This is a genomic window from Cobetia sp. L2A1 (genome assembly GCF_009796845.1).
Taxonomy (GTDB): domain Bacteria; phylum Pseudomonadota; class Gammaproteobacteria; order Pseudomonadales; family Halomonadaceae; genus Cobetia.
Window position 1 is genome coordinate 3774312 of the sequence record NZ_CP047025.1, and the last position, 16033, is coordinate 3790344.

A 16033-nucleotide genomic window follows, 5' to 3' on the forward strand; every position below is an offset into this window, starting at 1 on the left:
TGATGGGCGCCTCGTGCGCCCATCAAGACCCCACCTTGCCCGAAGGAAGGCAGACTCCTCGTATTGAAGGCATTCGGAATAGCGACAATACATGGGAGAGGCCTTCCGTCGGACAGGAGGAATCGACGTCACAGGACAAACGAACGTCGGTTTCATACAGGGTGCCTGCATCCTGATCACCGCCGGAGCAGGAGGCTCCGGTGTTACCAACATCCCGAAAAACCACAAGAGATGATGATGCAACCTACAACAACAGCCAGCATCCCCTCCCTGACCCACTCTCGTCTGCGCCGCGCGATGGCGGCAGGTCTGCTAAGCACAGGACTGCTGGGCATGGCCTCTGCGGCACAGGCCATCGAGGTCTACAAGACCGATGTGGATCGTATCGAATTCAGTGGTCGCCTGGCGGCATATGCCGTCGTACAGGATGGCGAACACGATGATATCTACAATGGTGGCTCACGCGTGCGTTTGATCTACCAGCATGAGTTCCAGCAAGGCTGGAGTTCAATCGCCTATGCCGAATGGGGCTTTGACCCGTGGTTCAAGGACGGCACTGACGCACATTACAAGCGCTCTCTTTATGCGGGCGCCAGCAATGACAAGTACGGCAGCTTTACGGTCGGCAAGCAGTACGGCCCCTGGTATGACATGGTGGCTGGCAACACGGATTGGTTCTGGATCAATGGTGGCGAGGCGTCCGGTACCTTCAGTGGCCGCAATGGCGATGGTGGCCTGCACGGCACCGGGCGCCCGGACAACTCGATCTACTGGAAGAAGGATGTCGGCGAATTCACCGTCGGCCTGCTGTATCAGCTCAGCCATGATGGCAAGCACAGCAACGACGAGTATTCGCTGGTCGATGGTGCAATCGTCACCGATACCGATTACACCGGGTATGAGCGTGACTACAGCTATGAAGCCGCACTCAACTGGAACCCGACCGATGACCTGACCATCGGCGGCGTCTTCCACCACACGGAACTGACCGATTACGACAACAGCGGCAGCGCAGAGAATGGCGATATCGATGCCTGGCTGCTGGGCGGCCACTGGTCACCAGGTAACTGGTATCTTGCCGTGGTCGGCGGCGAATACCGCAATCATATCGCCGGCAGCGTGCTGGACTCCTCCGAGGATTACGTCGACAAGGCGCGTGGCGCTGAAGTTGTCGTCAACTACAAGTTCAAGGATGTCATCCTGGGCGACGATTCGGTCGAGCTCTATGGCGGCCTGAACCACCTGAAAGATACCAGCAGCGAAGCGCGTTATGCCTATCAGGTCCTCGGGACTGCCTGGCGGGGCAAGGGCTTCACTCTGGCCTCTGAATACCGCTTCGACAACAGCCGTCAATCTGATGGCAGCGAGTACAGCAGCAACAAGGACCAGCTGATGTTCCTGGTACGCTACGACTTCTGATCGACCGGCATTTGCCTGCCGCCAATGCTTGCACCAGGGGGTAGCCTGTCTGTCGCATCACGAGTGCTTGATCAGCGGAACCAGCAAGATATCTACACAAAAAAGCGCCCGGTCATGTGACCGGGCGTTGCCGTATTGACCACTCTGAAATCGTCATCAGAGCGACAAGAGCATGATGTGATCAGAAGCGGTATGTCGCACCAAGACCGAAGCCATGAGCCTCGTTCTCGTACTCGGCCTCGAAGGTGCCGGAAGAATCGTCCGTAAGGCTGACAGTGACGGCATCTTCCCACAGGTAGGTATAGGCCATGTCGATGGTCAGATCGGGAATCGGGGTCCAGCCTGCACCCACAGAGAAGATCGTGCGATCCCCGGTGGGAATACGAACACTACGATCGGTATCCACCGTCGGGCTGTTGTCGTAGGCCAGACCGGTACGCAGCAACCATTGCGGGTTGAGCTGATAGCTCAGGCCAACCGCGTACTGCCAGCTGTCCTTGTAGTTCTGTTCTTCGACGATCGTGCCAACAATAGTGTCGGTTTCCACCTCGATGGCATCGAAACGACTCCAGCGCACCCAGGTCGCACCGGCCATCACCGTCCAGCGGTCATCAATCTGATGGGTGATGCCGAAATCGATGCTCTCGGGCAAGGTGACATCCAGCGAGGCATCCCCGGAGTCGGAGAAGGTACCGAACTGGGTCAGAAGATCAGAGACATCTGCACTGCCTTCCAGGCTGTAATCAACCTTGGAGTGGTAAGCCAGGCCCAGCGTGGTACTCGGGACCGGTTTGAAGATGACACCGACGTTGTAGCCCCAGGCTTCATCATCCCCTTCGATCGAGACCTCACCATCCGAGGTGATCCCGGTCGTATTGGACGTCAGCTCGCCCTCTATGCGGTTATAGGTGACACCGGCGCCTATTGCCCACTTTTCATTGATGCGGTAGGAAATCGTCGGCTGGGCCGTGACGACTTTCACTTCACTGTAGCTGCCGTGATAGCGGCCCTGGAAGTCGGAATCATAGTCGGTGATGACCCCATAGGGGGCGTAGACACCGAAACCCAGGGTGACCCGGTCGCTGACCGGCTGCACATAGTAAAAGGACGGTACGGTGGACCCGGGCACCATGTCATCACCGGAACTTCCTGAAACATCACGCCCCAGCGCATCAGTGGCCTCTTTTACATCAATGTCATTGCTGACATCGAGATAGGTCGCGCCCGCAGTTATCTGGGCACGATCGAGAAACGACATGCCGGCAGGGTTGCCGTAAACGGTCGAGGCATCGCTGGCGTTGGAGGCACGCCCGGCGAAAGATGTCCCCTGACCACTGATGCTCTGCTCATTGAGCTGGAAGGCACCCGCCTGGACGCCACCAGCATAAGCAGTGGCTGCAGCTGCCAGCGCAACTCCGAGGGTGAGTTTGTTAATGTTCTTTTTCATTATTGGTGGCGTCCCATTGCAGATGGCTTGGAGAGCTGCATGTTGTTGTTATCGTTCGCTGATGCGTAGCCCTGTCACATACGTTGTGGGCGAGTCGCGCGCCCAAGTCAAGGGCGAACGATTGTTTGAATATGGAGATTTCTAGTATGCAGGGAACTTTCAGTCACACTTGCAAATGCGTCAGGTCGCTAAGCCTATGTCCTGCGGTCTATTTGCACGTTTAATTGCAGCGTTTAAAACACCCACCGACACATCAGCCTCTCTCTAGCCTATTGGTCGAATATCAGATTTATTTCATATAACTCATCCCTTGACCTATGTGTTGCACATAGGTCTTACACTGATGATCGACATGGCAGATATCCCGCTGGCAGCGTCACTGGCAGCTTTGCCAAACCCGCTTCCTGCATCAAGAACCTAGAGGAGATTGCGCAATGAAAGTCGCTGAGCTAGCCCGAGCCGGTGGCGTCACTGCCGAAACGGTTCGACATTACACACGACAAGGTTTGATTACCGCGCAACGCGATCCTGGTAACAATTATCAGCGCTTTGATCAGCAAGCACTGACGCGGATCAAATTCATCAGTCAGGCACGCCTGCTAGGCTTCAGCCTTGCCGATATACGCCAGATTCTGGAGCAAGCAGATCACCAGGACTCTCCCTGTCCGCTGGTGCGTGATCTGCTCCAACAACACCTACCCAAGGTCCGTGAGCGTATCCGTGAGCTAGAAGCTCTGGCCGGACGCATGGAGTCTGCCCTCGATAGCTGGCAGGAAATGCCGAACGGTGTACCAGATGGAAACAGTGTCTGCTGCTTGATCGAAGGGCTACCACGAGAGGCCATCACCAAGACCTCTCCTACCGAACATCTTCACGGGAGGACATCATGAATCAGGCAACACTTCCCAATACACGACTTCTGCGTACACAAGGCTTGAGCTGCCAAGCATGCGTGAGCGGTATTCGTCGCGCACTGCTGGCCCGAGACCCGAAGGCTGAGATGATCGGCGCGCCGGATGACCAACTATTGCTGATCCGCAGTCAACTCGATGAGCAAGCGCTGCAGCATGTCGCAGAAGACAGTGGTTATCCGCTCGAAATTGAAGCACTGACCAGCAGCGATACACTGTCCCTGCAGGTGTATGGCATGCACTGCCAGAAATGCGTTTCCAAGCTACGTACGGCGATCCAGCACTGGGACCAAGCTGCTGAAGTCAGTGGTGTCCCTGCCGATAATACATTGCAGGTAGACAGTACCGTGCCGCGAGCACTGCTCGACCGCATAGTGCTTGATAACGATTACTCGCTGGAAGCCGTTGAAAACCCTGATGCTGCTGTCGAGACTGTAGCTACCACTACGTCAACGACTGTCGATGACACTCCGACGTCGATGGTCAGCCCCCTCACGGGGAACAAGGAGTTCTCGCTAACGGGTATCACGTGCGCCAGCTGTGTAGCGACCATTCAAAAAGCGCTGGATGGACTCGAAGGAGTAGAAAGCGCAGAGGTCAATTTCGCCTCGCGCACCGCTCAGGTGAATAGCCGGCTCGATGACAAAGACATCATTGCAGTGATAGAAGGCGTCGGCTATGGCGCCAGCCCGATTGCAGACCCCCAGGCTAGTGATCAGCAGCAGCAACAGGATGCTCAGCACGAATACCGTACGCGGATTCGCGACAGCATACTGTCACTGGGTATCGGTATTCCGCTGATGATCAGCATGTTCTTTCATCATCCGGGCTTTGAAGGCGCCGAACGGGGTGTATGGCTAGCGATCGGGGTGGCAGTATTCGCAGTACTCGCGACGGCAGGCCGTAGCTTCTTCACCAGCGCCTGGAAGGCGTTCACTCATCATCAGGCCAACATGGATACCCTGGTGGCACTGGGTACCGGTGCAGCATGGCTGTACTCGATGGGCGTGTTGTCATTCCCTGAAAGCATTCCTGAAGCTGCACGCGGACTATATTTTGAAGCCTCTACCATGATTATCGGCTTGATAAGCTTGGGTCAGGCGCTGGAAGTCCGTGCACGCGGCCGTACTCAGCAGGCACTACGCTCGTTATTGGACCTTCAGGCACGTACCGCACGAGTGATACGTGATGGCGAAGAACGCGAAATCGATGTTGATGACGTACGCAGTGGCGACAAGGTCCGCATACGCCCAGGCGAGCGCATCCCTGTCGATGGTCGTGTGACCGAGGGCAAGAGTCATATCGACGAATCGATGCTCACAGGCGAGCCTTTGCCTGTCGCGCGTGGCGCCGGTGATGAAGTTGCCGCAGGCACACTCAACACACGCGGCAGTTTGGTATTCGAAGTCAATCGTATCGGTAGCGATACACGCCTTGGCCGCATCATTAGCCAGGTGCGCCAGGCACAGAACTCACGGCCTCCTATAGGACGGCTAGCCGATACCATTTCTGGCGTCTTCGTTCCCAGCGTGATGATCATCGCGATTGTTGCCGCCCTGATCTGGTTCAACTTCGGGCCTGCTCCGACGGGCGTTCATATGCTGGTCGTCGCAACGGCCGTGCTGGTAATTGCTTGCCCCTGCGCTTTGGGATTGGCCACGCCCATCTCGACCATGATCGGTGTCGGCAAGGCAGCAGAATACGGCGTACTGGTTCGCAGCGGCGAAGCATTGCAAACAGCTAGTCGCCTCACAGCACTTGTCGTGGATAAAACAGGCACTCTGACCCGCGGCAAACCAGAAGTCACAGAGACGCATATTGTGACAGGAGAAGATGAAAACAGCGTGCTAGACGCTGCGCATGCGCTGGAACGTGGCTCTGAGCATCCATTGGCGGCAGCACTGCTAACGCATATTGAATCCAAGCGTCCGGAAGCATCACGCGCTTCAGCTTTCAGTGACTATCACACGCTGAGCGGGCGCGGTATCAGCGCTCAAGATGATAAAGGACACCTCTGGCGGATGGGTAATGCCGCGATGCTGGAAGAGGCCGGCATTAGCCTTGCACCACTGGCTGATATCATCTCTGAGCTAGAGGACAACGCCCGCACGCTGATACTGATGGCGCGCGATGAAACATTGATTGCGGCTTTCGGCCTGGCGGATCCGCTACGCGAAGATAGCCGCGAGGCAGTTGCTCGCCTACATGCCATCGGTCTGAAGGTGATAATGCTAACCGGTGATAATGAACACACGGCCGCGGCGGTAGCTCGCGAAACCGGTATTGATGATTATCGCGCAGGAGTCTCACCTGACGACAAGCACGACGAGATAGCACGCCTCCAGGAAGAGGGCCATGTGGTCGGTATGGTCGGGGATGGCATCAATGATGCTCCGGCTTTAGCGCTAGCAGATGTAGGCTTCGCCATGGGAGAAGGGACAGATGTCGCCATTGAAACGGCCGGCATAACACTGATGCAGCCATCACTGGGTGGGATTGCCGATGCTATTGCGATCAGCCAGGCTACGCTACGCAACATCAAACAGAACCTGGTCGGTGCCTTCGGCTATAACCTGATTGGGATTCCCATCGCTGCCGGTATCCTCTACCCCTTCACCGGCATCTTGCTTTCGCCCGTCATTGCCGGACTAGCCATGTCATTGTCATCCGTCACCGTGGTGACCAATGCCAATCGCCTACGCAGCTTTACGCCTCCGGGCGGCACTCACTCCTCACGCAACATCTCACATGGAGACACAGCATGATGTGCATAGTCGTTAATCTAGCCGGTCTGGGGCTGATCGCTGCTATCGTCTGGTGGTTCTGGCTCGCCAAATCCTGAGCCTGATCATCATTCACTGACGGCAATAACTCTCTATAAAGTCCTGCTACGCCCTCTGCGTAGCGGGACTTTTTTGCATCCACTCCGCACCCATGTTCTTTCGCTTAACCTCTATATAAGTTCAGAAGTATGTACTGCTACCCTTTACGTATTTATGGAATCAATACTCAATTTCCTCGCCCTACTTCGTTACCCTCCCTACTTGATCGCACTTGATGGAGAAACTATCCAGCGACATGACTCCTATGCTTTCACTTGATCTATCCCAATCAATAACCCGCATCAACCAATGGATTCATTTCGCTGAAGAGAGTGATACACAATCCCCTATCACCATTAACTCGTCCATCGCCTGCCCTGTCATCGAGGTGTCATTGCACGAAGAGTACGTCATTTCCTCCAGTGACTCATGCCAAGCCCGAAATTCAGCCATCTCAAGCACTGTACCGAGGCCCTACTCTCTATAAACGCACAACGCCCCTGTCGCGGTGGCGACAGGGGCGTTTGAGAGTTATTGCTTCAGATATTTTCTGGGCATTTTTCTGTGCACAAAGAGAACCGCCCCTGTAGCAAGGCTACAGGGGCGGTTCAGTATAAGTGCCTGACGATGACCTACTCTCACATGGAGAAACTCCACACTACCATCGGCGCTAAGCGGTTTCACTTCCGAGTTCGGCATGGGATCGGGTGGTTCACGCTCGCTATGGTCGTCAGGCGAAACGGTGGTACCTTGCGGTACCTGAGTCTCAAGGCTTTCGGGCCTCGTGACTCGCAATATGAATCATGCTGAACGCTATGTCGGAGCTGTCTGACGCACACTGTCGTGTGTCGTAATCCCGGCGGTTCGCCGAAGCAAACCCCTTGGGTGTTATATGGTCAAGCCTCACGGGCAATTAGTACTGGTTAGCTCAACACATTGCTGTGCTTCCACACCCAGCCTATCAACCTTGTAGTCTTCAAGGGCCCTTCAGGAGGCGCAAGGCCTCAGGGAAGTCTCATCTTGAAGGGGGCTTCCCGCTTAGATGCTTTCAGCGGTTATCCCGTCCGAACGTAGCTACCGGGCAATGCCACTGGCGTGACAACCCGAACACCAGAGGTTCGTCCACTCCGGTCCTCTCGTACTAGGAGCAGCTCTTCTCAAACTTCCGACGCCCACGGCAGATAGGGACCGAACTGTCTCACGACGTTCTAAACCCAGCTCGCGTACCACTTTAAATGGCGAACAGCCATACCCTTGGGACCGACTTCAGCCCCAGGATGTGATGAGCCGACATCGAGGTGCCAAACACCGCCGTCGATGTGAACTCTTGGGCGGTATCAGCCTGTTATCCCCGGAGTACCTTTTATCCGTTGAGCGATGGCCCTTCCATACAGAACCACCGGATCACTAGAACCTACTTTCGTACCTGCTCGACGTGTCTGTCTCGCAGTCAAGCACCCTTATGCTCTTGCACTCAATGCACGATTTCCAACCGTGCTGAGGGTACCTTCGTGCTCCTCCGTTACTCTTTAGGAGGAGACCGCCCCAGTCAAACTACCCACCATACACTGTCCTCGATCCAGATAATGGACCTGAGTTAGAACGCCAATGATGTCAGGCTGGTATTTCAAGGTTGGCTCCACCTGAGCTAGCGCCCAGGTTTCCAAGCCTCCCAGCTATCCTACACAGACAACATCAGCATCCAGTGTAAAGCTATAGTAAAGGTTCACGGGGTCTTTCCGTCTAGCCGCGGGTACACAGCATCTTCACTGCGATTTCAATTTCACTGAGTCTCGGGTGGAGACAGCGTGGCCATCATTACGCCATTCGTGCAGGTCGGAACTTACCCGACAAGGAATTTCGCTACCTTAGGACCGTTATAGTTACGGCCGCCGTTTACCGGGGCTTCGATCAAGAGCTTCGGACGAATCCTAACCCCATCAATTAACCTTCCGGCACCGGGCAGGCGTCACACCCTATACGTCCGCTTGCGCGTTTGCAGAGTGCTGTGTTTTTAATAAACAGTTGCAGCCACCTGGTATCTTCGACCGGTAAGAGCTTACGGAGCAAGTCCTTCACTCAAACCGGTGCACCTTCTCCCGAAGTTACGGTGCCATTTTGCCTAGTTCCTTCACCCGAGTTCTCTCAAGCGCCTTGGTATTCTCTACCTGACCACCTGTGTCGGTTTGGGGTACGGTCGCATATGATCTGAAGCTTAGAGGCTTTTCCTGGAAGCGTGGCATCGGCAACTTCCTGACCGTAGTCAGTTCGTCTCGCATCTCGACCTCAGAGGAACCGGATTTGCCTGATTCCTCGGCCTACATGCTTTCACCAGGACAACCAACGCCTGGCTCACCTAGCCTTCTTCGTCCCCCCATCGCAACCATATCCGGTACGGGAATATTAACCCGTTTCCCATCGACTACGCGTTTCCGCCTCGCCTTAGGGGCCGACTCACTCTGCTCCGATTAACGTAGAACAGAAAACCTTGGTCTTCCGGCGGGGGAGTTTTTCACTCCCCTTATCGTTACTCATGTCAGCATTCGCACTCGTGATACCTCCAGCAGACTTCTCAATCCACCTTCATTGGCTTACACGACGCTCCTCTACCGCTCATCCATAAGGATGAACCCGTAGCTTCGGTACCTGATTTAGCCCCGTTATATCTTCCGCGCAGGCCGACTCGACTAGTGAGCTATTACGCTTTCTTTAAAGGATGGCTGCTTCTAAGCCAACCTCCTAGCTGTCTGAGCCTTCCCACATCGTTTCCCACTTAATCAGGATTTTGGGACCTTAGCTGACGGTCTGGGTTGTTTCCCTTTTCACAACGGACGTTAGCACCCGCTGTGTGTCTCCCACACTGCATTCATCGGTATTCGGAGTTTGCGTCGGGTTGGTAAGTCGGGATGACCCCCTAGCCGAAACAGTGCTCTACCCCCGATGATGATATGTGAGGCGCTACCTAAATAGCTTTCGAGGAGAACCAGCTATCTCCGGGCTTGATTAGCCTTTCACTCCGATCCACAGCTCATCCCAGCATTTTTCAACATACTTGGGTTCGGGCCTCCAATTGATGTTACTCAATCTTCACCCTGGCCATGGATAGATCGCCCGGTTTCGGGTCTATACCCTGCGACTGGTCGCCCAGTTAAGACTCGCTTTCGCTACGCCTCCCCTAATCGGTTAAGCTCGCCACAGAATATAAGTCGCTGACCCATTATACAAAAGGTACGCGGTCACAGAACAAGTCTGCTCCCACTGCTTGTACGCATACGGTTTCAGGATCTATTTCACTCCCCTCGCCGGGGTTCTTTTCGCCTTTCCCTCACGGTACTGGTTCACTATCGGTCAGCCAGGAGTATTTAGCCTTGGAGGATGGTCCCCCCATGTTCAGTCAAGGTTTCTCGTGCCCCGACCTACTCGATTTCACGATACTCAGACTTCGACTACGGGACTATCACCCTGTATCGTCAGGCTTCCCAGCCTGTTCGTCTGTCAGTTGTATCGCTTAAGGGCTGGTCCCCGTTCGCTCGCCGCTACTTGGGGAATCTCGGTTGATTTCTTTTCCTCCGGGTACTTAGATGTTTCAGTTCCCCGGGTTTGCCTCTATAGGTTATGTATTGGCCTATAGATACTCACCTGATGGTGAGTGGGTTTCCCCATTCGGAAATCGTTGGGTCGCAGGGTATTTGCCACCTCGCCAACGCTTATCGCAGGCTATCACGTCCTTCATCGCCTCTGGCTGCCAAGGCATCCACCGTATGCGCTTAATCGCTTGACCATATAACCCCAAGGGGTCTGTCAAGGATTACGAATTGTCGGACAACTCCGACATATCGTTTGATGGACATATGCTTGGCGCACATATCCATCGTCAGCATGATTCACATTGTTAAAGAGCGGCTGTTCAGTGAACAGTGAGAAGCGCACTCGTAGGAGCGCGCTTGCCACTGCCGGCTAAGCCAGCAATAAGATCAGGTAATTCGTTGTGAGCACTTGCCGCGAGCGATAAACAGTGTCGATAAGGAGGTGATCCAGCCGCAGGTTCCCCTACGGCTACCTTGTTACGACTTCACCCCAGTCATGAACCACACCGTGGTGATCGCCCTCCCGAAGGTTAGGCTAACCACTTCTGGTGCAGTCCACTCCCATGGTGTGACGGGCGGTGTGTACAAGGCCCGGGAACGTATTCACCGTGGCATTCTGATCCACGATTACTAGCGATTCCGACTTCATGGAGTCGAGTTGCAGACTCCAATCCGGACTGAGGCAAGCTTTATGGGATTGGCTCCACGTCGCCGTATTGCAACCCTTTGTACTTGCCATTGTAGCACGTGTGTAGCCCTACCCGTAAGGGCCATGATGACTTGACGTCGTCCCCACCTTCCTCCGGTTTGTCACCGGCAGTCTCCTTAGAGTTCCCGACATTACTCGCTGGCAAATAAGGATAGGGGTTGCGCTCGTTACGGGACTTAACCCAACATTTCACAACACGAGCTGACGACAGCCATGCAGCACCTGTCTCAGAGTTCCCGAAGGCACCAATCCATCTCTGGAAAGTCCTCTGGATGTCAAGGGTAGGTAAGGTTCTTCGCGTTGCATCGAATTAAACCACATGCTCCACCGCTTGTGCGGGCCCCCGTCAATTCATTTGAGTTTTAACCTTGCGGCCGTACTCCCCAGGCGGTCAACTTATTGCGTTAGCTGCGCCACTAAGTCCTCAAGGGACCCAACGGCTAGTTGACATCGTTTACGGCGTGGACTACCAGGGTATCTAATCCTGTTTGCTACCCACGCTTTCGCACCTCAGTGTCAGTATCAGTCCAGAAGGCCGCCTTCGCCACTGGTATTCCTCCCGATCTCTACGCATTTCACCGCTACACCGGGAATTCTACCTTCCTCTACTGTACTCTAGCCAAGCAGTTCCAGATGCCGTTCCCAGGTTGAGCCCGGGGCTTTCACACCTGGCTGACTTAGCCACCTACGCGCGCTTTACGCCCAGTAATTCCGATTAACGCTTGCACCCTCCGTATTACCGCGGCTGCTGGCACGGAGTTAGCCGGTGCTTCTTCTGCGAGTGATGTCCTTCCTCTAGAGTATTAGTCCAAAGGCTTTCTTCCTCGCTGAAAGTGCTTTACAACCCGAAGGCCTTCTTCACACACGCGGCATGGCTGGATCAGGCTTTCGCCCATTGTCCAATATTCCCCACTGCTGCCTCCCGTAGGAGTCTGGGCCGTGTCTCAGTCCCAGTGTGGCTGATCATCCTCTCAGACCAGCTACGGATCGTCGCCTTGGTGAGCCATTACCTCACCAACTAGCTAATCCGACATGGGCTCATCCGATAGCGCAAGGTCCGAAGATCCCCTGCTTTCTCCCGTAGGACGTATGCGGTATTAGCCTGAGTTTCCCCAGGTTGTCCCCCACTATCGGGCAGATTCCCATGCATTACTCACCCGTCCGCCGCTCGACGCCTTCTAGCAAGCTAGAATCGTTTCCGCTCGACTTGCATGTGTTAAGCCTGCCGCCAGCGTTCAATCTGAGCCATGATCAAACTCTTCAGTTGATAAGCTTGATAGTCTGTTAAGCAGACCAAACTTGGTTCAGAGTCAAACTTCTCGTGAGAGGCTTGCTCCGATATTTGGTGACCTTGTCACCACTCATCGGCAAGCGCTCACACGAATTACCTGATCAAATTTTTAAAGAGCGTCGCTGTTAAGCGAGGAGGCATATTCTACCAGGAACGCTTGAGAAGTCAAGCACTTGGTGATGAGTCAGTCGACTGCCTCTAAGCATCATCAAGTAGTGAGGGGCGATGCCCGTTCACGTGTTCCGTAAGGTGTGCGGCGTATTCTAGCGAATCTGCCGGGATTGTCAAGTGGAGTGTTTCGGAGAGATTTGAAAAACATCAATCGAAACAATCACCTGCACACCTCTTTCACCGCTGGTAACGCCCTGCGTCACCGGCAGCGGATGCGTACTTTACGCACCGAACTGGTTCAGCGCAAGGGCTTTTGGGTCGAAATGTCATCTTTATCGCACACGTCACGCCGGCAGGGCATATTCCAGCATCAACTGGAGTGTTTCTCGGCCTCGCCAACGGTTGCGAGACAACTTATAAGCGCAGTGCAGAAGATCTCCCAGGCCAAAGACGGGAGCTTCGCCAGGCGTTAATGCTCTGAACCAGATGGCTTTTATGCGCACTCGCCCCAACGACAGCTCCAAAGAGAGGTGGCTACCGCCAGCACCTACGGGCCGCAAGCTTTCTATCATGAAGCGCCCCTCGAAGAGAGGCGCTTCAAACTCACGCCCGAAAGGTGCGAGCCGCTCGATCTCGTCGAGAGTCGTCAGACTCAGCTGCCCTTCTGCCAACTCTCCATCACTCAGTATCAATGGATTGAGCGACTGATCACCTAGCTGCTCGTCAGCGGCCTGTTGAATGGCTTGAACAAAGGCATCTTTCTCTTCCATTGGCAGCCCAACGCCGGCGGCCCCACTGTGACCACCGAAACGCGGCAAACAGTGCGGGGCTAAATCATGAGCCCGCTGCAAGGCATTACGCAGATGCAGCCCTTCAATAGAACGACCCGAGCCTGTCAGCATACCTGGCGCCGCCGCTGGGGTAAGCACGACAGCAGGACGACCAAATTTCTGAACCAGGCGAGAAGCTACAATCCCCTGCACTCCCGGATGACCATCTTCAAGGTAGATGACGATGATTTTATGCCCTGCCCGCAGCGACTCCATGGCGAGCGAACGCGCCGACTCCACCATGTCAGCTTCTATCGTCTTACGTGACTGATTGTCCTGATCGAGCACATCCAAAGCCTTGTTTGCCACCGTATCTTCACGCGCCAGCATGAAGTGCAGCGCAGCATAAGGATCATCAAGGCGAGAGCGTGCATTGATGCGTGGCCCCATCTGAAAGGCCAGCGTCTCGGCATTGAAAGGTACACTATCAGCACCAAGGCGCTCAGCCATCGCACGCCAGCAGGGCTCCTGCATGCGATTGATCAGCGTCAGGCCGAGATTGACCACTGCACGATTGATTGCACTGCCCCCCAGCGACACACAGTCCGCCACGGTACCCAGTGCCACATATGACAGCCACGGCGAGAGCTTGGGCGCATCGCCAGGCAACCTGCCCTGCTCGATCAACACGTTGCGGGTCAGCGACATGGTTAGCCAGGCCACCATACAACCTGCAATAGTGGCATCCGGATAGTCACAATCAGCACGTGTCGGATTGACAGTGGCATAGGCCGAGGCTGGCGGCCCTTCAAGCGGTAGTGCGTGATGGTCTGTCACTACCACCTCTATCCCGGCCTCTTTGAGCAGCGCCAGACGCGCCTCATCACTGGAGCCGCAATCAGCAGTAACGATCAATGAGGGTCGCGGCGACAACGTCATGATTCGCTCAACCAGCGACAGACTGATCCCATAGCCATCGTGTATACGATGACCTATCAAGCTATGCACGTGATCATTCGGCACGCCAAACAGCTCGGTGAGTGTACGCAGCATCACTACATGGGAAGTGATGCCATCTACGTCATAGTCCGTCAGAATGCCAATGTGCTCACCGTCACTGACCGCGCGAGCAATACGCTCGGCGGCGCGACGACCATCTGCCAGCCGCTCGGGATGCTCAATATGCTTGAGTGCCGGCGTGATCAGTGCTTCCAGCGGTGCCTTGCAACTCTCCAATGTCAGTCGCCCGGCCAGTACACGAGCCTGCAATTCACTCAGACCTGTCGCGATGCCCTGTTGATAGAGGCGCTCGTCCCGTGCACGCGGACGAATGACGCGCGCAATGCTGACCGCGAGCGTACGCTCATCCGGACGCGCCAAAGTGCTCTGGAATGAAGGGGCCGGCAAGGTGGAAGTGACTGACATGAAGGACTCCTGACAAACGACATGGCCGCCATTTCGGCAGAAGACTGCAAAAATGACGGCCATGAAAAAATGACTACCGATCAGCCCCAAAGGCCCGACCGGTAGCTGATGCGATCACCCGCGGCGATTCTCACGCACGAACTTCTGCACGGCAGCCAATTCAGCTGGCAGCACGCTGTAACGCTCTTCGCGTTCAAGCAGATCACTCAGGTGCGGCGGCAGATCAACACCCGCAAAGCCTGCACGCGCGACAGCCTCAGCGAACTTGGCGGGATGAGCGGTCGCCAGCGTAATCATCGGTGTCACGGTATCAGTGCGGCAGGCTTCTGCCGCGCGATAGCCTGTGGCCGTATGCGGATCAAGAATCTCGCCGGTACGCTGATGTGCCTCACGAATGACCTCAAGGATCGTCTCGTCGTCGACGCTATGACTAGAGAACAGCTCACGCAGCTTGGCCAGCGGTGCATCCGCCAATGCCGACGGTTCACGCGAGAAGTGCTCAAGAAGCTCGCGGATCGCCTTGCCATCACGTCCATAGGCTTCAAACAACAGCCGCTCGAAGTTGGAGGACACCACGATATCCATCGACGGTGCCAGCGTCGCTTTCAGCTCCTGACGCGAGAAGTCATTGGAGGAGATCGTACGGTGCAGGATATCGTTGGCGTTGGTGGCGATCACCAACTGACGGACCGGCAACCCCATGCGCGAGGCCAGATACCCGGCAAAGATATTGCCGAAGTTGGCCGAAGGGACCGTGAAGCTAACCTGACGTGCCGGCGCACCAAGTGCGACGCCCGCTGCTATGTAATAAACCGTCTGGGCCATGATACGCGCCCAGTTGATCGAATTGACCGCGACCAGACGCGTACCATTCAGGAAGTCCTGATCAGCAAAGCTGGCCTTGACCATTGCCTGAGCATCATCAAAATTGCCTTCGATGGCAATATTGAAGACATTCGGTGCCAGCACTGAAGTCATCTGGCGACGCTGCACTTCAGACACCCGGTTATGCGGATGCAAAATGAAGATATCCACGTGGTCGCAGGCACGACACCCCTCAATGGCAGCAGAACCGGTATCACCCGACGTCGCTCCCATGATGATGGCACGTTCGCCACGCTTGGAGAGGAAATGCTCGAGCAAACGGCCCAGCAACTGCAGCGCGACATCCTTGAAGGCCAGCGTCGGCCCGTGAAACAGCTCCAACAGATAATGATTGCTGTCGAGCTGATTGAGCGGCACTACCGCATCATGACTGAACGTGGCGTAAGTCTCGCGCACGATACCGCGAAATGTCTCGTCATCGATGGCGCCGTCGACAAACGGCTTCATGACACGGAAGGCAATTTCCGCATAAGACTCACCAGCCATCGCACTGAGCTCATCAGCACTGAACTGCGGCAAAGTTTCCGGTACATACAAGCCACCGTCGCTGGCCAGCCCTGTCAGGACTACATCTTCAAACCCGAGCGCCGGCGCCAGGCCGCGCGTAGAAATATAACGCATGTCGTGTCTTCCCGTGGCCTTTGCCACCTGAATGA

Annotated in this window: 6 protein-coding genes and 3 rRNA genes; 3 read left to right on the forward strand and 6 right to left on the reverse strand. The window is 55.3% G+C overall.

What is annotated here, in order from left to right:
* Window positions 1–237: 237 nt before the first annotated feature.
* Window positions 238–1419 (forward strand): porin, encoded by a 1182-nt coding sequence (locus GQR90_RS16005; protein WP_158774967.1) that lies wholly within the window; start codon window positions 238–240, stop codon window positions 1417–1419.
* A gap of 181 nt (window positions 1420–1600) precedes the next feature.
* On the opposite strand, the gene GQR90_RS16010 is transcribed toward GQR90_RS16005, so the two are convergent.
* Window positions 1601–2866 carry an OmpP1/FadL family transporter gene (locus tag GQR90_RS16010; protein ID WP_158774968.1) on the reverse strand — a complete coding sequence of 422 codons (1266 nt, stop codon included), beginning with the start codon at window positions 2864–2866 and terminating at the stop codon, window positions 1601–1603.
* A 434-nt stretch (window positions 2867–3300) separates the two neighbouring features.
* Here GQR90_RS16010 and GQR90_RS16015 point away from each other — a divergent pair, with 434 nt between their 5' ends.
* Window positions 3301–3756, forward strand: coding sequence for a MerR family DNA-binding protein (locus GQR90_RS16015; protein ID WP_158774969.1), 456 nt, complete (start codon window positions 3301–3303; stop codon window positions 3754–3756).
* On the forward strand, window positions 3753–6542 hold the full coding sequence (locus GQR90_RS16020; protein ID WP_233266350.1) for a heavy metal translocating P-type ATPase: 2790 nt from the start codon (window positions 3753–3755) through the stop codon (window positions 6540–6542). Before GQR90_RS16015 ends, GQR90_RS16020 begins: the two co-directional genes overlap by 4 nt.
* A 676-nt stretch (window positions 6543–7218) precedes the next feature.
* Here the strand turns inward: GQR90_RS16020 and rrf are convergent.
* From rrf to thrC, 5 genes are all read right to left on the reverse strand, one after another.
* Window positions 7219–7334: ribosomal RNA gene (gene rrf, locus GQR90_RS16025) — 5S ribosomal RNA — on the reverse strand.
* 157 nt (window positions 7335–7491) lie between these two features.
* A 23S ribosomal RNA gene (locus GQR90_RS16030) occupies window positions 7492–10380 on the reverse strand.
* A 241-nt stretch (window positions 10381–10621) separates the two neighbouring features.
* A 16S ribosomal RNA gene (locus tag GQR90_RS16035) occupies window positions 10622–12162 on the reverse strand.
* Together the 16S, 23S and 5S rRNA genes form the textbook arrangement of a ribosomal RNA operon.
* A gap of 479 nt (window positions 12163–12641) precedes the next feature.
* A complete protein-coding gene (locus tag GQR90_RS16040) occupies window positions 12642–14492 on the reverse strand; it encodes a single-stranded-DNA-specific exonuclease RecJ (protein WP_158774970.1) in 1851 nt (616 codons plus the stop codon).
* Window positions 14493–14606: 114 nt separating this feature from the next.
* Window positions 14607–15998: a threonine synthase gene (gene thrC, locus GQR90_RS16045; RefSeq protein WP_158774971.1), complete on the reverse strand. Its 1392-nt coding sequence runs from the start codon at window positions 15996–15998 to the stop codon at window positions 14607–14609.
* Window positions 15999–16033: the final 35 nt, after the last annotated feature.

Excerpts from the sequence above, each read along its gene's own strand:
- GQR90_RS16005 (WP_158774967.1), top strand. The coding sequence starts at position 238 with ATGCAACCTACAACAACAGCCAGCATCCCCTCCCTGACCCACTCTCGT.
- GQR90_RS16010 (WP_158774968.1), bottom strand. The coding sequence starts at position 2,866 with ATGAAAAAGAACATTAACAAACTCACCCTCGGAGTTGCGCTGGCAGCT.
- GQR90_RS16015 (WP_158774969.1), top strand. The coding sequence starts at position 3,301 with ATGAAAGTCGCTGAGCTAGCCCGAGCCGGTGGCGTCACTGCCGAAACG.
- GQR90_RS16020 (WP_233266350.1), top strand. The coding sequence starts at position 3,753 with ATGAATCAGGCAACACTTCCCAATACACGACTTCTGCGTACACAAGGC.
- GQR90_RS16040 (WP_158774970.1), bottom strand. The coding sequence starts at position 14,492 with ATGTCAGTCACTTCCACCTTGCCGGCCCCTTCATTCCAGAGCACTTTG.
- thrC (WP_158774971.1), bottom strand. The coding sequence starts at position 15,998 with ATGCGTTATATTTCTACGCGCGGCCTGGCGCCGGCGCTCGGGTTTGAA.